Genomic DNA, 19,507 nt, shown 5'->3' with positions numbered 1-19,507 from the left:
CGCGCCGGGGCCGCGGTACCGGACGGATCCGTCCGGTACCGCGGCCCCGCGGGTTCGTCAGCCCTTCGTCGAGACGGTGACCGAGGCGACCTTCATCGGGTGGCCCGGTTCCGTCGCCTCCGTGGGCGAACTGCCGTACGCGGCCGGGAGGTTGCCGCCGATGGCGACGTTCAGGATCAGGAAGATCCCGTGGTGGACGGCCTGGTCCCAGGCGGCCGGGTCGACCTGGTCGGCGGTGACCTCGAAGTACTCCCGGCCGTCGCGCAGCCAGCGGACCCGTTCGGGGCTGGTGGAGCGGTCGACCTCGACGGTGTAGGTGTGGAAGGCGCCCCAGCAGTCCGCGCAGGGCTGCTCGCCCGAGCCCAGGCCGTTCGGTTCCTTGCACGGCCCGCCGGGGGTGGTGCCGCAGTGCAGGGTGCCGAACACGCCGCGCCCGCCGACGGATTCGAGCACGTCCAGCTCGCCGACGCCGGGCCAGCCGGTGTACCCGTCGCGGAGCTTGCCGCCGAGCGCCCAGAACGCGGGCCAGTACCCGGCCGCGGCCTTGCCGTTGACGGCGGGGAGCGCCAACTCGGCCTCCACCCGCAGGACTCCGCCCGCGGGGGCGGCGAGGTCGGCCCGCCTGGACTCGATCCGCCCGGAGGACCAGCGGCCGGCCGGGTCCCGGGTCGGGGTGATCTCCAGCGCGCCCCTGCCATCCAGGCGGACGTTCTCGGCGGAGTCGGTCATGGTCTCGACCTCGCCGGTGCCCCACTGGGCGGCCGGGCAGCCGGGGTAGCAGGTGCCCAGGTCGTACTGCCAGGTGGCGGGGTCGGGCTTGGCGCCGGCCGGGCCGTCGAACCCGTCGTGCAGCAGGGTGGTCCACCCGGTGCCGAACACGCCCGCGTCGGTGAGGAGTTGGTCCAGTCGCGGGGTGAGGACCACGGCCGCGGCGTTGGTCAGGTGCGAGTCGTCGCGGTACAGCAGTACGTGCTCCAGGACGGCCGGGCAGCTGCGCCCACTGCCCGGGCAGAGCACCGAGTTGACCTCGACGGCCTTGACGCCGGGGAACCTCCCGGCGGCGATCTCCTCGGCCAGCGGGTCGGCGTACAGGCCCTCGGTGCGCGGGAAGTCGCAGGCGGAGGTGGTGTCGGGGTGCCCGGAGACGCAGGCCGGGACGTCCAGGCCGGGGTTCGGGGTGTCCTGCAGGTAGACGATCGGGACGCCCAGCTCCCGCAGCGGGGTGAGGGTCCGCTCCCAGCCGTGCAGCAGGGCGGCCCGGTCGGCGGTGTAGCGGTTGAGCGTGGAGACCACGATCAGCTTGGGCCTCGGGCCGTCCTTGAGCCGGGTCAGGGCGTTCGCCCGCCAGGTGTCGCACTCGTGGTAGGTGTGTCCCAACTGCGGGTTGGTGACGGTGAGTTCGGGCAGCGGGCAGCCCTGCTTGACCAGCTCCTCGACCGACAGGCGGTGCTGGGCGGCGATGCCGAGCAGCGAGGAGAACCACTGGCCGGCGTGCGAGTCGCCGAGCAGCACGATCCGGTCGTCGCCGGTGCCGAAGCGGCACGGCGGGCTGGTGGTGCCGGCCGGGTCCACCTCGCAGGCGCCGTCCGGCGGGAAGTCCTGCCGGGCCTGGACGGGGTTGGGCACGGTCGGCGCGTGCGGGGGCGGCGCGGCGGCCAGCAGGCTGCCGCCGGTGCGGGCGCCCGGCGGCAGGCCGGACGGGTCCGGGGGAGTGGCCGGGCCCAGGTTGCGGATGGTGCCGGAGCCGACGACCAGCGCCAGCAGCACCGGGAAGACCACCGCGGTCAGGCCCAGCGACAGCCCGCGGCGCGGGATCTCGCCGAGCACCGCGCTGCGGCGCAGCGGCTGCTCCAGCCAGCGCAGCGCGGCGTACGCGGGCAGTGCGGCGGCGGCGGTGAGCGCGGCCTTGACGCCCCAGTGCAGGGCGCCCCAGTGGGCCTCGGCGAGCACCAGCACCGGCCAGTGCCACAGGTACAGGTTGTAGGAGAGCCGGCCGATCGCGCGCGGCGCGCCGAGCGACAGCGCCCGCCCGACCAGGTGGGTGCCGCCGGAGCCGGCCAGGACGATCGCGGCGGTGGCGGCGGTCGGCAGTAGCGCGGCGTAGCCGGGGTAGGGGGTGCGGGCGTCGAACAGCAGCACCGCGGCGAGCACCCCGGCCAGGCCGCCGAGGCCCATCAACTCCCGTGCAACCCTGGGTATTTGATTGATCGGCAGCAGGGCGATGACGGCACCGGCGGCGAACTGCCAGGCCCGGGTGGGCGTGGAGAGGTAGGCGCCGGCGCTCCAGTGCAGGGAGAGCCAGAAGGAGCCGGCGCCGAGCAGCAGGGTCAGGCCGAGCAGGGTGCGCCGCCGCCAGGCCCAGCGGGCGGCGAGGGCCAGCAGCGGGGCCCAGAGCAGGTAGAACTGCTCCTCGACGGCGAGCGACCAGAAGTGCAGCAGGGCGCTCGGGTCGCGGCCGGCCGCCAGGTAGTCGGTCTGTTCGGCGACGAAGCGCCAGTTGGCGACGGACAGCGCGGAGGCGAGGACGTCGCGCTCCAGGTCGGCGCGGCGCAGCGGCGCGGTGAGCAGGGCGCCGAGCACGGCGGTGGCGGCCAGCACGACGGCGGCCGAGGGCAGCAGCCGGCGGGCCCGGCGGGAGTAGAACTCGGCGAGCCGGACGCGTCCGCTGCGCGCGGTCTCGGTGCGCAGCAGGCCGGTGATCAGGTAGCCGGAGACGACGAAGAAGACGTCGACGCCGACGAAGCCGCCGGCCAGGCCGGGTACGGCGGCGTGGAAGGCCAGCACGGCGAGGACGGCGACGGCCCGCAGGCCCTCGATGTCGGGTCGGAACTTCGGCCGCTCGACCGGTGCTTGGCTCAGCACGACGGTGAGCGGGGCGGTACTCGGGGCGGTACTGGTGGACACGGGAGCGTGGACCTTTCAGCCCAGCCAGGGCAGCATCGGGGCCGCCCAGCCGGAGGCGAGCAGGGCGATCAGGGCGAGCGTGCTCGTGACGGCGAGGGCCTCGGGCCAGCGCCGCGGACGCATCGCGGGGTGGGCCCCGGAGTCGGCGGATGCGGTGGGCTCGGCGGACTCGGTTGCGCGGGGCCGGAGTTCGGCGTACAGGTCGCGGATCAGCGGCACGCCGAGGTGCAGTTGCACGGCCAGGTACAGGGCCAGGCCCCAGGTGGTGTTCCAGCCGTGCAGCCAGGTGGCGGCGGCGACGCCGATGCCGGTGGCGAGCAGGGTGCCGGCCGTCCAGAGCAGCGAGACCAGCAGCACCTTGCGGGCCATGCCGCCGGAGCGGCCGGGCTTGGCGACGCCGGTGGGCACCCAGGCGGCGCTGCGGCCGCGGGCGGTGTGCCAGTAGGCGGTGGCGGCGGCGAAGCTCATCAGCACGTTGGCGCGCAGCACTTCGGAGCGCCAGCGGGTGCGGCTGACCCGGGGCAGCAGCACGTGCCACAGCCACAGCAGGGAGAGCATCGGCAGCACGTACCAGGCGCGGACCTCGCCGGGGAAGGCGAACAGCATGACCAGCGGCGGCAGCGGGGCGGTGAGCACGTTCACGGCGGCGGCCAGGTAGCCGACGATGCCCTCGTCGAAGCAGCGGCGCATCCGCCAGGTCATCGCCTTGCGGGTGGCCCGGTCGCCGATCAGGTGCAGGTTGCCCATCGTCCAGCGGTACTGCTGGTTGACGAAGCTGGTGGTGGAGTCCGGCGAGGTGCCCTTGGCGACCAGCACCGGCACGTACCGGGTGGTGTAGCCCTTCTGGTGCAGGGCGAGGCCGGTGTACATGTCCTCGCTGTGGTCGAGCCGGGCGAAGCCGCCCGCGGCGTCGATCGCGGCGCGCCGGTAGACGGCGTTGGAGCCGCAGCAGATGGCGGCGTCGGAGGCGTCCCGGCTGGGCTGCACCCAGCGGAAGAACCACTCCTGGGCGGAGCCGGCGGCGCGCTGCACCCAGCCCATCGAGGCGTCGGTGTCGAAGCACTGCGGGCTCTGCACGATGCCGACCTTCGGGTCGCCGAAGTACGGCAGCAGGTGCTGGAGCAGGTCGGCGCGGGGCGCGAAGTCGGCGTCCAGGATGGCCACGTACTCGCCGCGGCTGAGCGTCAGCGCGTGGTTGAGGTTGCCGGCCTTCTTGAACTCGCCGCGGTTCGGCCGCACCACGTAGTGGTAACCGAACTCCTGCGCCAGTCCGGCGACTTCGGGCCGGTCGGCGTCGTCGAGCACCCACACGTCGAGCTGTCCCGGGTAGTCGTTGCGGGCGACGGCGCGGTAGGCGTTGGCCAGGATGTCGAGCGGTTCGCCGCAGGTCGGCAGGTACAGGTCGACGGACGGCGGTTCGGCGGGCTGCCAGGCGGCGACCAGCAGTTCGTGGCCGCCCCGGGTGAAGCGGCGGCGGCGCAGGCCGTTCAGGCAGGTCAGGGCGAGTGCGACGGCGTTGACGCCGAGGACGGCGAGGAACGGCCACAGGGCCGGGGTGCGCAGCGAGAAGCTGAGCATGGTGCCCGCGCTGAGCGTGAAGGCGAGCGCGGAGAGCAGCGGGACCCAGCGGCGCTGAGGCCCGAAATACCAATAGAGCTCCTGATCGGAAGGTGGTGACGGAAGGTGATTGGCAGTCATTGGGCCCCCCACGGCCAGACATTGACACCTGTCGTCGGTCAGATTACCCGATTGGTATAGACCAAATGACCACAGGGGATGAACAGTGGCTCAACTCCGGTGAAGGGTGCGTGACCAGGCATGACCGTGTCACGAACGGGCGTCGCACCGGTGCGCGCGGGGCCTCCGGGGCGGGTGACGTGCAGAGTGGCGCCCCGGTTCCGATCATGGAGTGGCGGGCGTTCGCCGAACGGGGTGGCGTGATTCCGCCGGGAGTTGACGGCCAGTCAGATGGCGCTCGGTAGTCGCCGCGGCCGGGTCAGCGCGCGGCGGGCGCGGCGCTCTCGGCGCTCGCGGCGGGCGTCGCGGCGTTCGTCGGGGCGGCGTTCGGGCAGGCGCGCGCGGCGGCCAGCACCGCGTCCAGCAGGCCCGGGAAGCGGGCGGCCAGGTCGTCCTCGCGCAGGGTGTTCATCTTCGAGGTGCCGCGCCGGTGCTGCCGGATCACTCCGGCCTCCCGCAGCACCCGGAAGTGGTGCGTCATCGTCGACTTGGTGACCGGCAGCTCGAACGCCAGGCAGTTCAGCTCGCTGCCCCCCGCGCACGCCAGCTCGGCGACGATCCGCAGTCGGATCGGGTCCGCCAGTGCGTGCAGCACGCAGACCAGCCGGAGCTCCGCGGTGGCGGGCTCGGGCAGCAGGCCGGGGCAGTCCCGGTCGTGGTCGATGGTCACGCCGCCATAGTACGACACCTCTCGTAGTTTGACAGATGTCGTAGTACGGTGAGTATCGTACGAAGCGAAGCACGCGAAAGCACCCCGACTCCGGACCACAGGAAGGACAGGCAGCCGTGAGCGCCCTGTTCGAGCCCCTCACCCTCCGCTCGCTGACCATCCCCAACCGGATCTGGCTCAGCCCGATGTGCATGTACTCGGCCGCTCCCGAGGGGCCCGACACCGGCGCCGCCACCGACTTCCACCTCGCCCACCTCGGCTCCCGCGCCGCCGGCGGCGCCGGACTGGTGATGGTCGAGGCCACCGGCGTCCGCCCCGACGGCCGGATCTCCCCGTGGGACCTCGGCCTGTGGAACGACCGCCAGCAGGAGCAGCTCGCCCGCGTCGCCGCGCTGATCACCCAGCACGGCTCCGTCCCGGCGATCCAGCTCGCCCACGCCGGGCGCAAGGCGTCCAGCAACCACCCGAGCAAGCGCGGCGGCCCGCTCCCGGTCGAGGAGGGCGGCTGGCAGGTGGTCGCCCCGTCCCCGATCCCGTTCGACGAGGGCCACCCCGTCCCGGCCGAGCTGACGGAGGCCCAGATCGCCGAACTGGTCGAGGACTTCGCCGCCTCCGCGCGCCGCGCCCTGGCGGCCGGGTTCCAGGTCGTCGAGGTGCACGGCGCCCACGGCTACCTCACCCACCAGTTCCTCTCCCCGGTCTCCAACCACCGCACCGACGGCTACGGCGGCGACTTCGCCGGGCGCAGCCGCTTCGCCCGCGAGGTCGCGGCCGCGGTCCGGGCCGTCTGGCCCGCCGAACTCCCGGTGTTCTTCCGGATCTCGGCCACCGACTGGCTCCCCGAGGAGCCCAGCTGGACGGTCGAGGAGTCCGTGCTGCTGGCCAAGGAGCTGCAGGCCATCGGCGTCGACCTGGTCGACGTCTCCACCGGCGGCAACGTCCCGCACGCGAAGATCGCCGTCGAGCCCGGCTACCAGGTCCCGTTCGCCGAGACCGTCCGCCGCGAGTCCGGCCTGCCGGTCAACGCGGTCGGCCTGATCACCGACGCCGCCCAGGCCGAGCAGATCGTCGCCGAGGGCCGCGCCGACGCCGTCATGCTCGGCCGCGAGCTGCTCCGCGACCCCTACTGGCCGCTGCACGCCGCCCGCGAACTCGACGTCCCGCGCAACTGGCCCGCCCAGTACGGCTACGCGGTCGGCCCGCGCGGCTGACCCCGTCGCGGCCGACCCCCGCCACGGCGGAACGGGCCACGGCGGGACGGGCGGCGGCGGGGTGCACCTCGGGGGTGTGCACCCCGCCGCCCGGCCGTTCCGCCCGGGTTCCGAACACCCCGCTCAGGCGACCAGTTCGGCCTCCGGGGCCGGGTCGTCGTCGTCCGCCGCGTCCGTCCAGCGGCCCGGCTCGACCATGAACGCGCCGAGCGCCACGCCCAGCAGCGGGATCGCGGGCAGCACGGTCAACACGCCCTGCGGGCCGTGCTGCTGGGCGATCAGCCCGAACAGCGGCGCGATCAGGCCGCCGATGCTGACGGCCAGGCCCAGGGTGACGCCGGCCGCGGTGCCGGGGCGGTTGGGCAGGTAGTCCTGGCCCAGCTTGACCAGGACGGCGAACGGCAGGTTCAGCGCCGCGCCCGCCAGCACCGCGAACAGCAGCGGCGCCCACGCGCCGGGCGTCACCCGCAGCAGGACCAGCATCGGGACGGTCAGCGCGGTGCCCCACTGCGCGGTGCGGACCATGCCGATCCGGTCCGCGAGCCGCCCGCCGCCCAGGGTGCCCGCGACGCCGCCGAGCAGGAAGCAGGTCAGCGCGGCCCCGGCCAGCAGGTGCGAGGCGCCCAACTGCCGCAGCCAGTACAGCTCGATGAAGGTGCTGACGCCGAAGAACACCACCGAGCGGACCACCTCCACCCCGGTCAGCACCAGGAACGGCCGCCAGCGGTCCTTCCCGGCCCGCTTCGCCCCGCCCTCGGCGTGCGGGTACGTCCGGTGCCGGGCCCGGAACAGCACCGCCGCCATCAGCAGCGCCGGCAGCACGAACACCGCCGTCGCCCGCACGCCCCACGCCGCCAGCAGCGGCGTGGCCAGCACCGGCGCCAGGAAGAACCCGACGCTGCCGCCCGCCGCGAAGACGCTCATCGCACTGGTGGAGTCGCCCGCCGCCTCCCGGGCCGCCCGCCCCGCCGCCGGGTGGAACGCCGCCACCCCGAGGCCGGAGAGCAGCACCAGCAGCCACACCAGCGCGTACCCGTCGGCCAGCCCGCTCAGCCCCACGCCCAGCCCGGCCAGCGCCAGCCCCGCCGCCGACAGCCAGGGCAGCGGACGCCGGTCCACCAGCAGGCCGACCAGCGGCTGCGGGACGGCGCTGCCCAGCGTCGCCGCCAGCGTCAGCCCGCCCGCCGCCACGTACCCGTAGCCGCGCTCCAGCACGAAGTACGGCACCACCGCGGGCACCAGCCCCTGGTACAGGTCGTCCACGGCGTGCGCCGCGCCCCACATCCGCATCCGGCGCCACACACCGGCCAGTTCGCTCGTCATGCGCACCAGCCTGGCGGCCGGGGCGCCGTGCGGGCTTCCGGTACTCTGCCAATCCATGTCGCCAACCCGCCAACCTGCCCCGGACGGCCCGGACGCCGCAGCAGCGCGGGCCGCCGCAGCAGTACGAGCCGCGCCCGCCGCCGCCCACGCGTCCGCCGCCGCCCACGCGTCCGCCGCGCACCAGAAGGAGACCGGCCCCAGCCGCCACCCGCTGGCCCACCGGGAGCGGATCGACTGGCACTGGCACGACGTCAACCAGCTGATCACCCCCGGCCGCGGCGCCCTGGAGGTGCGCACCCCGTACGGGCAGTGGGTCGTCCCGCCGCACCGCGCGGTGTGGCTGCCCGCCGGGGTGCCGCACACCCACCGGGCGCACGGGCCGAGCGAGTTGCGCTGCCTGGTCTACCCGGCCGGCACGAACCCGCTGCGGCTCGCCGCGCCCGCCGTGCTCGCCGCCACCCCGCTGCTGCGCGAGATCATCGCCCACCTGACCGGCCCCGACGCCCCCACCGGACGCCCCGCCCGGACGCTCGAACAGGCCGCGCTGGACCAGCTCGCGCACGCCCCCGAACTCCCGCTCGGCCTGCCCAGCCCCACCGACCCCCGGCTGCGCGACCTGGCCGACCTGCTCGCCGCCGACCCCGCCGACGACCGCTCACTGGCCGAACTCGGCCGCGCCGTCGGCGCCGCCGAACGCACCCTCAGCCGCCTGTTCCGCCGCGAACTCGGCCTCGGCTTTCCGCAGTGGCGCACCCAACTGCGCCTCCAGCACGCCCTGGTGCTGCTCGCCGAGGGCCGCTCGGTCACCGCGACCGCCGCCGCCTGCGGCTTCCGCTCGCCCAGCGCGTTCATCGAGGCGTTCCGGCACGCCTTCGGCACCACCCCCGGTCGCCACCAGCAGAGCTGACGGCCCGTCAGTACCCCCGGGCCCGCTCGCCGTTCCGGTGCTCGCGCGAACCGTCCAGCGGGGCAGCCGAGTTGGGGGCCCGGCGGCGGGAGGCGGCGACCTGGCGGGAGACCACCACGTCGATCAGGCACCAGGCGGTGAGGAAGACGCCCAGCGCCATCAGCGCCAACGCCGGTGTCAGCAGGCCGGTGTGGGCCCAGGAGGCGAGCAGCGCCACCACGAACGCCACCACCGTGAACGCGAACGACATCCCGGCCCGGACCGCGGCCGCCCGCACCTCGTCCGGCAGCCGGCCGCGCCGACGAACGGCCATCGCCCACCCCCTGTCGGTCGCGCACCCGCCCGGGCGCGCCAGGACCAGCCCTGCCCCCACCCGGACAAGGCTATTCCGCCGACCGGGCCGATCCAGCCGACAGTGGGCGTGTCGCGCCGACACCGCCCCGACTCCCCGTCAGGATCGTATTCCGCCCCGCAAGAGCGCCGTTCCGGCCGTTCGGCCACTCCGGGCCGGTCACGCCGGTCGGGGCCGGTCAGGGCGGTCGGGGGCGGTCAGTCCGGCAGGGTGGCGTCCAACTCCTCCAGCGCGCCGACCACGATGGTCCGCATCGCCCGTTCCGCCAGCTCCGGGTCGCCCGCGCAGATCGCCTGCGCGACGTCCCGGTGCAGCTGCACCGCGTACTCGCGCGGCCGGTGCGGCATCAGCCGGTGCTCGGTGCGGCCGGTGAGGACCGCGCCCACGGTGTCCTTCAGGTGCGCGAACATCTCGTTCCCGGAGGCCCGCAGCACCGCCGCGTGGAAGGCGATGTCGTGCGCGAGGAAGGCGTCCAGGTCGGCCGCCCGGGCGGTGACGGTCAGCTCGACGGCCAGCGCGCTCAGCTCGCGGCGGTCGTCGTCCCCCGCGCACCGGGCCGCCAGCGCCGCCGCGGCCGGCTCCACCGCGACCCGCAGCGAGCCCAGCGAGCGCAGCTGCGCGGAGCGGTCCGCGCCGGCCAGCCGCCAGCGGATCACCAGCGGGTCGAACACGTCCCAGTCGGCCTTCGGCCGCACGGTGGTCCCGACCCGCCGCCGCGGCTCGACCAGCCGCATCGACTCCAGGATCCGCACCGCCTCCCGGACCACCGTCCGGGACACCCCGTGCTGCTGCTCCAGCTCCTCCGCCCGCAGCACCGTCCCCTCCGGCAGCTCGCCGGAGGCAATGGCGGGGCCGAGGACGGCGAGCAGGCGGCCGGGCAGACCCTGGATCTCCATCCGGCCAGCTTATCGGCGCCCTCCCGGGGAAGGCGGCCCCCGTCTCACCGCCCTTCACCAGCGCGAACGCCAAAAAGTATGACGATTGGGTTTCGGGCGCTTGAATAAGTCATACCTTTGCGTCAAGGTTGCCCACGCAAGCAGGCAAGGACAGGAGCACCACCCATGGCTCTCAGCGCCGAGAACCAGCAGCCGCCCGTCGTCGTGGTGATGGGCGTCTCCGGAGTCGGGAAGACCACCGTCGCCCGACTGCTCGCCGACCGCCTCGACCTCCCGTACGCGGAGGCCGACGACTTCCACCCCGCCGCCAACATCGCCAAGATGAGCGCCGGGATCCCGCTCGACGACCGCGACCGCCTGCCCTGGCTGCAGGCCCTCGGCGGCTGGCTGGGCGAACGGGCCGCGGCGGGCAGCGGGGGAGTGGTCACCTGCTCCGCGCTCAAACGCCGCTACCGCGACGTGCTGCGCGCCGCCTGCCCGGACGCGTTCTTCCTGCACCTGTCCGGCAGCCACGACCTGGTCGGTGACCGGATGGCGCACCGCACCGGCCACTTCATGCCGACCTCGCTGCTGGACTCCCAGTACGCCGCCCTCGAACCGCTGCAGGCGGACGAGAACGGCACCGTGCTGGACGTCGGCGCCGACCCCGACACGCTCGTCGGCCGCGCCGCCGCCGCCCTGGCGCAGCGGAACGGCTGACCCCCACCCCCCCCACGTCACACCCCCGCCACCGGCCGCCCGACAGCCGGACGGTGACGGCCCGTCAATGGAGACCCCCGTGACCCCCACCCTGCTGGCGGCCGGCGCACCGGCGCTGCCGCACACGGCGAGCAACGGACAACTGCTGCTCGCGGTGCTGCTCAGCATCGGCGCGATCGTGCTGCTGATCACCCGGTTCAAGCTGCACCCGTTCCTGGCCCTCACCCTCGGCTCCGGGCTGCTCGCCGCCGTCGCGGGCGCGCCCTTCGACAAGCTGCTGGCCAGCTTCTCCACCGGCTTCGGCTCCACCGTCGCCTCGGTCGGCCTGCTGATCGGCCTGGGCGCGATGCTCGGCAAGCTGCTCGCCGACTCCGGCGGCGCCAACACCATCGCGGACACCGTGCTGGCCCGCACCGGCCCCAAGCTGCTGCCCTGGGCGATGGCGCTGATCGCCGCCGTGCTCGGCCTGCCGCTGTTCTTCGAGGTCGGCGTGGTGCTGCTGGTGCCGATCGTGCTGCTGGTGGCCCGGCGCGGCAACGCCCCGCTGATCGGCATCGGCATCCCCGCCCTGGCCGGCCTCTCGGTGCTGCACGGCCTCGTCCCGCCGCACCCCGGCCCGCTGGTCGCCGTCGACGCCCTGCACGCCGACCTCGGCGTCACCCTGGCGCTCGGCCTGCTGATCGCCGTCCCCACCCTGATCGTGGCCGGCCCGCTGTTCGGCCGCCTCGCCCAGCGCTGGGTCGGGCCCCTGGAACTCCCCGCCGACACCGCCCCGGTCGACACCGTCAAGCGCGAGCGCACCCCCAGGTTCGGCGCCGTGCTGGCCACCATCCTGCTGCCGGTCGTGCTGATGCTCGGCAAGGCGCTGGCCGACGTGGTGATCGACGACCCGAAGGCCACCGGCCAGCGGATCTTCGACTTCATCGGCTCCCCGCTGATCGCCCTGCTCGCCGCGACCCTGCTGGCCATGCTGACCCTCGGCCGCGCGGCCGGCTTCGACAAGGGCAAGATCTCCGACACGGTCGGCTCGGCGCTCGGCCCGATCGCCGGGATCGTGTTCATCGTCGGCGCGGGCGGCGGCTTCAAGCAGACCCTGATCGACGTCGGCGTCGGCCAGGCCGTCAGCGAGTGGTCCGGCAAGTGGCACATCTCCGCGCTGCTGCTCGGCTGGCTGATCGCGGTGCTGATCCGCCTCGCCACCGGCTCCGCGACGGTCGCCACCATCACCGCCGCCGGCATCGTCGGCCCGCTGGCCGCCGGCATGTCCACCAGCCACGCCGCCCTGCTGGTGCTGGCCATCGGCGCCGGTTCGCTGTTCCTGTCGCACGTCAACGACGCCGGGTTCTGGCTGGTGAAGGAGTACTTCGGGATGAGCGTCGGCCAGACGCTGAAGTCCTGGTCGGTGATGGAGACGATCATCTCGGTGGTCGCCATCGCCCTGATCCTGCCGCTCAGCCTGATCATCTGACCGACCCGAACCGCTGCCGTACCCACCCGGCCCCCGAGACCGCGACGCCCTCCGGATTTCCCGCTTCTCCCGGAGGGCGTCGCCTCTTTCCGTCCCGCCGCTACCCCTGGAGCAGCTCCGCGGTGCGCTTGCGCACCTCCGCACTGTCCAGCCCGCGCACCGTCAGCGTGGTGCGCCGCCGCAGCACGTCGTCCACCGTGTACGCCCACTCCTGCCCGGCCGCGTACACCACCTGCGCCCACACGTCCGGCCCGTCCGGGTGCACCCGCTCGCCCAGCTCCGGGCGCTCCGCGATCAGGCGGGCGATCTCGAACGAGAGCGTCCCGTAGTGGGTGGCCAGGTGGCGGGCCACCAGCGGATCCATCCGGGAGCCCGGCTCGCGGTCGACCAGCAGGCGGCGGGCGACGGCGCCCGGGGCGCCGATGCCGGGGAGCGGGACGGTGGCCGGGATCGGCGAGACGTCCTCGGCCAGACCCACGCCCGGAGCGTGCTTGAGCCTCTCCAGGATCACCCGGCCGATGTGCCGGTAGGTCGTCCACTTGCCGCCCGCCACCGACAGCATCCCGGCCCGGCCCACGGTCACCACCGTCTCCCGCTTCGCCGCCGCCGTCGTCCCCGGCCCGCCCGGCAGCACCCGCAGGCCCGCGAAGGAGTAGGTGATGTCCTCGCGCCGCAGGTGCTCGCCCCGCACCGCGTGCCCCGCCTCGAACAGGATCTGGTCGACGTCCGCGTCGGTGGCCCGGACGTCCAGCGGGTCGCCGGTGTACTCCTCGTCGGTGGTGCCGAGCAGGACGTGGTCCTCCCACGGAATGGCGAACGACACCCGGTAGTGGTCGATCGGGATGGTCAGCGCGGCCCGCCACGGCGCCTGCCGCCGCAGCACCACGTGCGCCCCCTTGGACAGCCGGATCGACGGCTCCGCGCCCGCGTGCTCCATCCGCCGCAGGTGGTCCACCCACGGGCCGGTGGCGTTCAGCACCAACCGGGCGTCCACCCCGAACTCGCTGCCGTCCAGGCGGTCGAGCACCTCCGCGCCGGTGACCCGGCCGCGGGTGAAGCGCAGGCCGGTGACCTCGGCGTGGTTGAGCACCACCGCACCCGCGTCCACCGCCGCCCGGACCGTCATCACGGCCATCCGGGCGTCGTTCATCTGGTGGTCGCCGTACACCGCGACCCGCCGCAGCCCCTCGGTGCGCAGCCCCGGCACGGCACGCGCCGCCACCGCGGGGGAGACCACCCGGCCCAGGCCGTCGCGGAACGCGGACAGCGCCGAGTACAGGAAGACGCCCGCGCCGAGCTTGGGGGCGGAGTGCGGGCCGCCCTTGTAGACGGGGACGAAGAAGGTCAGCGGGTTGACCAGGTGCGGGGCCACGTCGGTGGCCAGTGCCCGGCGCTCCTTGTGGTTCTCGGCGACGAGCTTGACGGCGCCGGTCTGCAGGTAGCGCAGGCCGCCGTGGACCAGCTTGGAGGAGGCGGAGGAGGTGGCGCCCGCAAAGTCCCCGGCGTCGACCATGGCGACCTTCAGTCCGGCCTGGGCGGCGGTCCACGCGGTGGCGGTGCCCAGGATGCCGCCGCCGATCACCAGCAGGTCGTAGCGGGCCCGGCCGAGCAGCTCACGGGTCTCGGCCCGGGAGGCGACGCGGCCGGCGGCGCGCTCGGCGCCCAGGGTCGGGATGGTTGCCATGGTGTGTGGTGGGCGGCCCGGCGCACGGCCGGTCCGCGTCTCCTTCCGATCGGTGCGGTCCTGACGGGCCCGGGTCACAGTTCCGGCCGCTCGTCCTGGTCGATCCAGCCCATGGTGCGCTCCACGGCCTTCAACCAGTTGCGCCGCTCGCGCTCGCGCGTGTCGGCGTCCATCTTGGGCGTCCACTCGGCGGCGCGGTGCCAGTTGGCGCGCAGGGTGTCCAGGTCGTCCCAGAACCCGACCGCCAGACCGGCCGCGTAGGCCGCGCCGAGCGCGGTGGTCTCGGCCACGTACGGGCGCTCCACCGGGGCGTCCAGGACGTCCGCGATGTTCTGCATCAGCAGGTTGTTGGACGTCATGCCGCCGTCGACCTTCAGGGCGGTGAGGGTGACGCCGGAGTCCTTCTGCATCGCGTCCACCACCTCGCGGGTCTGCCACGCGGTGGCCTCCAGCACCGCCCGCGCCAGATGCCCCTTGGTCACATACCGGGTCAGACCCGCGATCACCCCCCGGGCGTCCGAGCGCCAGTACGGGGCGAACAGCCCCGAGAACGCCGGCACGAAATACGCACCGCCGTTGTCCTCGACCGTACTGGCCAGCGTCTCGATCTCCGCCGCGGTGGAGATGATCCCCAACTGGTCGCGCAACCACTGCACCAGCGACCCGGTCACCGCGATCGAACCCTCCAGCGCATAGACCGGCTTCTGGTCGCCGATCCGGTAGCCGACCGTGGTCAGCAGCCCGTGATACGAGTTGACGATCTTCTCACCCGTGTTCAGCAGCAGGAACGTCCCCGTCCCGTACGTGGATTTGGCCTCGCCCTCGTCGAAGCAGGTCTGCCCGAACAGCGCCGCCTGCTGGTCCCCCAGCGCCGAGGCCACCGGCACCCCCGCCAGATCGCCCACCGCCTCGCCGTACACCTCCGCCGAGGAGCGGATCTCCGGCAGCACCGCCAGCGGCACCCCCATCGACTCCGCGATCTTCTCGTCCCACTGCAACGTGTGCAGGTTCATCAGCATCGTCCGCGACGCGTTCGTCACATCCGTCACATGCCGACCGCCGTCCACACCACCCGTCAGGTTCCAGATCACCCAGGTGTCCATCGTCCCGAACAGGATGTCCCCCGCCTCGGCCCGCTCCCGCAACCCCTCCACGTTGTCCAGCAACCAGCGGATCTTCGGCCCCGCGAAATACGACGCCAACGGCAGACCCGTCTCCCGCCGGAACCGGTCCTGACCCACATTGCGCCCCAACTCCCGACACAACGCCTCGGTCCGCGTGTCCTGCCACACCAGCGCGTTGTGCACCGGCACACCCGTGTGCCGGTCCCACAGCACCGTCGTCTCACGCTGATTGGTGATCCCCACCGCCCGGATGTCCTCCCGGGACAGCCCGGCCTTCTCCAGCGCACCGCGCACCACCGACCGCACCCGGGTCCAGATCTCGGCGGCATCGTGCTCCACCCACCCCGGCTGCGGGAAGATCTGCGCGTGCTCCTGCTGGTCCACGGACACGATCCGGCCGTCCGCACCGAAAACGATGCACCGGCTCGACGTGGTGCCCTGATCGATCGCGGCAATGTAATTGGCAGTCATACGGGGATCCTCGGCTCCGGGCGTCGACGGGCGGTGGTGACCATTCGTCAGTCCCCGTGCGCGCGGGTCCGGCAAACCAGGCGGGCTCGCGGACCACCGGAGCCTTCGGCCGGGGCGTTCAGCAGTGTTCGACCATATCGAACACCACTCGGGAGCCGACCGCAGCCGGATGCCCCTGCTCACGGATCGGTGCGCCCTCCGCATCCCCCCGACCTGCCAGAAGCGGGACGACGCGCCCCCGAAGACCGTATGACCCGGCCACCGCGCCGTCCCGCCCCTGCCCCCGCCCTCGCCCCTGCCCCCCGCCCTCGCCCCTGCCCCCCGCCCCCGCCGCGGCCGCTACGCCCGGCAGCGCAGCATCGTCAGCGGCGGATTCGCGGCCAGGTCCGCCCAGAACTCCGCGCCGAACGCCCGCAGGCCCTCCGCCGACACCTCCAGCGGCACCCACTCCAGGTCACGGAACCCGGCCGCCCGCAGGCAGGACTCGTACACCTCGCGCGACGGCGGATTCGCCAGGAACGAGATCGGCGGCTCCAACAGCGCCGTCACCCGCACCCGCGGCCCGACCTCCGAATCCGCGCCCGCCCGCTCGCACCGGAAGCCGTACCGGTCCAGCGGCGGCCCGTCGAACCGGAAGTCCGGACTCTGCCCGAACACGAAGAACCCGCCGCCCGGCACCAGGCTCCGGTGGATCCGACGGCACATCCGCTCCACCGTCGCCACGTCCGGCGCGTAGTTGAACGCCTGCACCGCCACCGCGAGGTCGAACGGCTCCCCGAACTCCCGCAACTCCGCGATGTCACCCACCTCGTACTCCACCCCCAGCGGCTCCCGCTCCTCCGCCGCCAGAGCCGCATCCACCATCGCCGAGGAGATGTCCACCCCCAGCACCCGCGACGCCCCCCGGCGCCGCAACTCCCGGCTGTAGAACCCCGTCCCCGACGCCAGGTCCAGCACCGACCGCCCCCGCACGTCCCCCACCAGGCCCAGGAACCCCGGCACCTCGCCGTACCGCGCCAACGGCAGCGTCTTGAACCCCTCGAACGCCTCCCCGATCCCGTCGTACAGCTGACCAACCATCAGTCCGGTCCCCTCCGTCCATGGCGTCGGCCCCAGCCGCGGCCCCTACCCGAAATCCTCCCGCCGCCCCACCCGCCCCCCGTACTGGCCGAACCCACGAACCCCCGCCCCCCGCCACCCCGCCCACCCCACCGAACCCACCAACCCGCCTCGGATCCTTTCGCCCCGCCAGGGGCGCGGGGAGCCGCGCGGTCAACCACGACGAAGCCGCCCGCCGGCAACGCCCGCCGCCCGCCGTGCCTCCCGGTTCGCCCGCCGGCTCAGGCCCTCGAAGGCTCCGCCACCCAGCCCGCCATCAGGACCAGTCCGGTCGGCCGGTGCAGCGCCAGGAAGGCGAACGGGCGGTCGAAGCGGGCGGCGGCCACCCGGATCCGGTACTGCTGCTGCGGGGCGAACATCGCGCTGCCCGGGGCCATCACCACCGCCGTGACCGCGCCCGCCTCGAAGCCCTGCGCGGAGAACTCCGCCGTCGCGGCCTGCTGGGCCCGGGCGACCTTCAGCGGGGTGCTCCGGCTGATGCCCCGGAAGTGGTCGCCGTCCTGCGCCGCCGTTCCCAGGCCGAACAGCCGGGCCGTCGCCAGCAGGTCGTGCTCCGACTGGACCCGGAAAGCCGCCGTGTCCAGCGCGCCGAGGTGCTGCGGGACGGGCGAGTCGACGGTGGACAGCTGGAGCCCGGGCCCCTGCACCCCGTCCGGCAGGGCCGACACCGGCGTCCGCCGTGCCGCGCCCGCGACCAGTGCGAACCCGGCCGCCACCACCGCGCCCGGCGCGGCCCCCGGTTCGCCGAGCACCAGGTGGACGTCCACCTCGCCGGTGCCCGCGACCCGGACCTCCGTCACCCGTCCCGCCGGGCTCTCCGCCACCGCGATCCGCTCGAACAGCTCCGGGCCGGACACCGAGAGCTGCGCGAAGTCCCGTCCCGCCCAAGGGCCTTCGAGGACCTGGAAGCGGCCCTCCTGGAACGGCCGCAGCCACCTGGTCCGGACGGCGACCGCCGAGGCCAGCACCAGTAGCGCGCCCGCCGGGTCGACCGGCATCCGCGGCACCAGCCCGCCGGTCCACTCCCGGGCCCAACGGTCCAACACCGCACGGTCCTTGGCCGGATCGCCGGACAGCCGCCCCCACAGCGGGGCGCCCAACTCGGCCACCCAGCCCGGCTCCACCGCGACGCCGTCGGCCGTCCACAGCCCGAGCGCCGCCGCGCAGCCCGGCACCGCCCGCACCTGCGCCAGCAACTCCCGTGCCGCTGCCGGGGCTTGCTCGGCCGGAACGCCCAACGCCCGCTCCAGCTCCGCCCGGGCCGGCCCGTTGGCGCCCGCCGCCAGCATCGCCAGCAACGGCCACACCCCCAGGGCCGTCCACACCTGACCGCCCCCGAACCCCAACTCCCGCCCCCAGCAAGCCCCCAACGCATTCACCCGCTCAACCGCACCCGCACCCGTACCCGCACCCGTGTCCACTACGCCCCCTCCCGTCGCGCTCCCAGAACCTGGGGGCAACCTCCGCCACCCAGCCCGCCATCAGTACCAGACCGCAGGGCGACCCGCCGCCGAGAAACCGGACGAACGGACGAGCGGGCGGGTCGACGCAGGCAACTCCGTTCAGCGCGACGGAGCTTGCACCACCGCCGCCAGCTCGGCGATCGCGGCCGGCCCCACCCGGCAGCAGCCGCCGACCAGCCGGGCCCCGGCGGCCACCCAGTCCGCCGCCAGGCCGGGGTCGAAGGCCGCCGCGCCGGTCCAGTCCCGGGCCGCCGCGTCCCAGCCCTCTCCGCTGTTGGGGTACGCGACCCCGGGCAGGCCCGTCACCTCGGCGGCCAGTGCCACCGCCGACGTCACCTCCTCCGGGGCGCAGCAGTTGACCCCCACCGCGACCGCCTCGGGCACCTCCGATACCAGCGCGAACACCTCCGAGAGCGGCTCCCCGCCCCGGGTCAGCCCGTCCGCCGCACTGAACGAGAACCACACCGGCACGCCCAGCCCCCGGACGCAGTCCGCCAGGACGGCTGCCTCCAGCAGGTCCGGCACAGTCTCCACCGCCAGCACGTCGGGCCCGGCGGCGGCCAGCACCTCCAGCCGGGGCCGGTGGAACTCCGCCAACTCCGAGGCGGACAGGCCGTAGTGGCCCCGGTACTCGGAGCCGTCCGCGAGGACCGCCCCGTACGGGCCCACCGAGGCCGCCACCCAGCGCGGGCGGCCGTCGCCGAGCTCCGCCGACACCTCCTCGGCGGCCAGCCGGGCCACCTCCACGCTCAGCGCCAGCAGCCGGTCGGCCTTCCCCGCGTCCACTCCGCGGGCGGCGAAACCCGGGCGGCTCGCCTGGTAACTCGCCGTGGTCGCCACCTGGGCGCCCGCCTCGAAGTACGCCCGGTGCGCCGCCACCAGCTGCCGGGGTTCGTCCAGCAGCAGCCGGGCCGACCACAGGGCGTCGGACAAGTCGCAGCCCTGGTCGGCGAGTTGGTTCGACAGCCCGCCGTCGAGCAGCACCGGACCGGCCGCCAGCGCCGACGCCAGGGCCAGGCCGCCCGGGGAGCCGTCGAAGCCGGAGGGGGAGCCGCCGAAGCCGGAGGGGGAGCCGCCGGGTCGGGGAGGGGAACTGCCGGAGTCCGTCGCCATCCCTCCAGCCTGCACCCGGCGCCGGTTTCCGGCGAACCGGCCCGCGGCGGCGGCGCCGGAGCCCTCCGGACGGCCCCCGGGGGCGGCCCTCGCGAGCACCTCGCCGCGAGCACCTCACCGCGGGCATCCCGGGCATCCCGCGCGGGGCATCCTTCGAGCGTAACGGCGGTCCGGGGCCCGGTCGGGGCGGTCGGTGCCCGGATCACCCGCCCGGGAGGCGACCGCCGAAACAGTTGACGGTGTCCCCAAATCGTGGTGGGGGAGGGCCCGTTCAAGGGCCGCCGATCTGACGGAGCGTCAACGAACCGGGAGAGTCACCCGGTTGGCCGCACGTGTGCGATCCGTCGCTCACCGTGCCGGTAGTGT

15 protein-coding genes are annotated in these 19,507 nt (G+C 74.4%); 4 read left to right on the top strand and 11 right to left on the bottom strand.

The features are described 5' to 3' along the window. Positions 1-57: 57 nt before the first annotated feature. The 3 genes from OU787_RS05075 to OU787_RS05065 form a co-directional block, all read right to left on the bottom strand. Positions 58-2,904: an acyltransferase family protein gene (locus tag OU787_RS05075; RefSeq protein ID WP_442788422.1), complete on the bottom strand. Its 2,847-nt coding sequence runs from the start codon at positions 2,902-2,904 to the stop codon at positions 58-60. A gap of 15 nt (positions 2,905-2,919) precedes the next feature. After that, positions 2,920-4,602 carry a glycosyltransferase family 2 protein gene (locus OU787_RS05070; protein ID WP_268658668.1) on the bottom strand — a complete coding sequence of 561 codons (1,683 nt, stop codon included), beginning with the start codon at positions 4,600-4,602 and terminating at the stop codon, positions 2,920-2,922. Between the two features lie 298 nt (positions 4,603-4,900). After that, positions 4,901-5,311 (bottom strand): ArsR/SmtB family transcription factor, encoded by a 411-nt coding sequence (locus tag OU787_RS05065; protein WP_268658667.1) that lies wholly within the window; start codon positions 5,309-5,311, stop codon positions 4,901-4,903. Between the two features lie 116 nt (positions 5,312-5,427). Here OU787_RS05065 and OU787_RS05060 point away from each other — a divergent pair, with 116 nt between their 5' ends. Beyond that, positions 5,428-6,522, top strand: coding sequence for an NADH:flavin oxidoreductase/NADH oxidase (locus tag OU787_RS05060; protein ID WP_268658666.1), 1,095 nt, complete (start codon positions 5,428-5,430; stop codon positions 6,520-6,522). Between the two features lie 123 nt (positions 6,523-6,645). On the opposite strand, the gene OU787_RS05055 is transcribed toward OU787_RS05060, so the two are convergent. Beyond that, entirely contained in the window at positions 6,646-7,845 is a 1,200-nt protein-coding gene (locus OU787_RS05055; RefSeq protein ID WP_268658665.1) for an MFS transporter, read from the bottom strand. 55 nt (positions 7,846-7,900) lie between these two features. On the opposite strand from OU787_RS05055, the gene OU787_RS05050 reads away from it, so the two are divergent. Further along, a complete protein-coding gene (locus OU787_RS05050; protein WP_268658664.1) occupies positions 7,901-8,752 on the top strand; it encodes a helix-turn-helix transcriptional regulator in 852 nt (283 codons plus the stop codon). A 7-nt stretch (positions 8,753-8,759) separates the two neighbouring features. On the opposite strand, the gene OU787_RS05045 is transcribed toward OU787_RS05050, so the two are convergent. Both OU787_RS05045 and OU787_RS05040 read right to left on the bottom strand, forming a co-directional pair. Further along, entirely contained in the window at positions 8,760-9,065 is a 306-nt protein-coding gene (locus OU787_RS05045) for a hypothetical protein (protein ID WP_051816946.1), read from the bottom strand. Between the two features lie 236 nt (positions 9,066-9,301). Then, positions 9,302-10,000 carry a FadR/GntR family transcriptional regulator gene (locus OU787_RS05040; protein ID WP_030460219.1) on the bottom strand — a complete coding sequence of 233 codons (699 nt, stop codon included), beginning with the start codon at positions 9,998-10,000 and terminating at the stop codon, positions 9,302-9,304. Between the two features lie 165 nt (positions 10,001-10,165). Between OU787_RS05040 and OU787_RS05035 the strand changes: the two genes are divergently transcribed. Together OU787_RS05035 and OU787_RS05030 are read left to right on the top strand one after the other, a co-directional pair. Then, on the top strand, positions 10,166-10,699 hold the full coding sequence (locus OU787_RS05035; protein ID WP_268658663.1) for a gluconokinase: 534 nt from the start codon (positions 10,166-10,168) through the stop codon (positions 10,697-10,699). 67 nt (positions 10,700-10,766) lie between these two features. Beyond that, positions 10,767-12,167 (top strand): GntT/GntP/DsdX family permease, encoded by a 1,401-nt coding sequence (locus tag OU787_RS05030; protein ID WP_268658662.1) that lies wholly within the window; start codon positions 10,767-10,769, stop codon positions 12,165-12,167. A 100-nt stretch (positions 12,168-12,267) separates the two neighbouring features. Here the strand turns inward: OU787_RS05030 and OU787_RS05025 are convergent, their stop codons facing one another. The 5 genes from OU787_RS05025 to mmuM all read right to left on the bottom strand — a co-directional run bounded on the left by OU787_RS05025 (position 12,268) and on the right by mmuM (position 19,141). Beyond that, on the bottom strand, positions 12,268-13,851 hold the full coding sequence (locus tag OU787_RS05025) for a glycerol-3-phosphate dehydrogenase/oxidase (protein WP_268658661.1): 1,584 nt from the start codon (positions 13,849-13,851) through the stop codon (positions 12,268-12,270). Positions 13,852-13,925: 74 nt separating this feature from the next. Further along, on the bottom strand, positions 13,926-15,446 hold the full coding sequence (glpK, locus tag OU787_RS05020; protein ID WP_268661806.1) for a glycerol kinase GlpK: 1,521 nt from the start codon (positions 15,444-15,446) through the stop codon (positions 13,926-13,928). 339 nt (positions 15,447-15,785) lie between these two features. Then, entirely contained in the window at positions 15,786-16,526 is a 741-nt protein-coding gene (locus tag OU787_RS05015; RefSeq protein ID WP_030464748.1) for a class I SAM-dependent methyltransferase, read from the bottom strand. A 260-nt stretch (positions 16,527-16,786) separates the two neighbouring features. Next, positions 16,787-17,890: a serpin family protein gene (locus OU787_RS05010; RefSeq protein WP_268658660.1), complete on the bottom strand. Its 1,104-nt coding sequence runs from the start codon at positions 17,888-17,890 to the stop codon at positions 16,787-16,789. 237 nt (positions 17,891-18,127) lie between these two features. After that, positions 18,128-19,141 (bottom strand): homocysteine S-methyltransferase, encoded by a 1,014-nt coding sequence (mmuM, locus tag OU787_RS05005; protein ID WP_268658659.1) that lies wholly within the window; start codon positions 19,139-19,141, stop codon positions 18,128-18,130. Positions 19,142-19,507 lie beyond the last annotated feature (366 nt).

The sequence above is a fragment of the Kitasatospora sp. YST-16 genome (assembly GCF_026802215.1).
In the GTDB taxonomy this organism is placed as follows: Bacteria; Actinomycetota; Actinomycetes; order Streptomycetales; family Streptomycetaceae; genus Kitasatospora; species Kitasatospora cineracea.
Note: the sequence above shows the minus strand (reverse complement) of the source record. Positions and strands in the feature narration are given on the sequence as shown.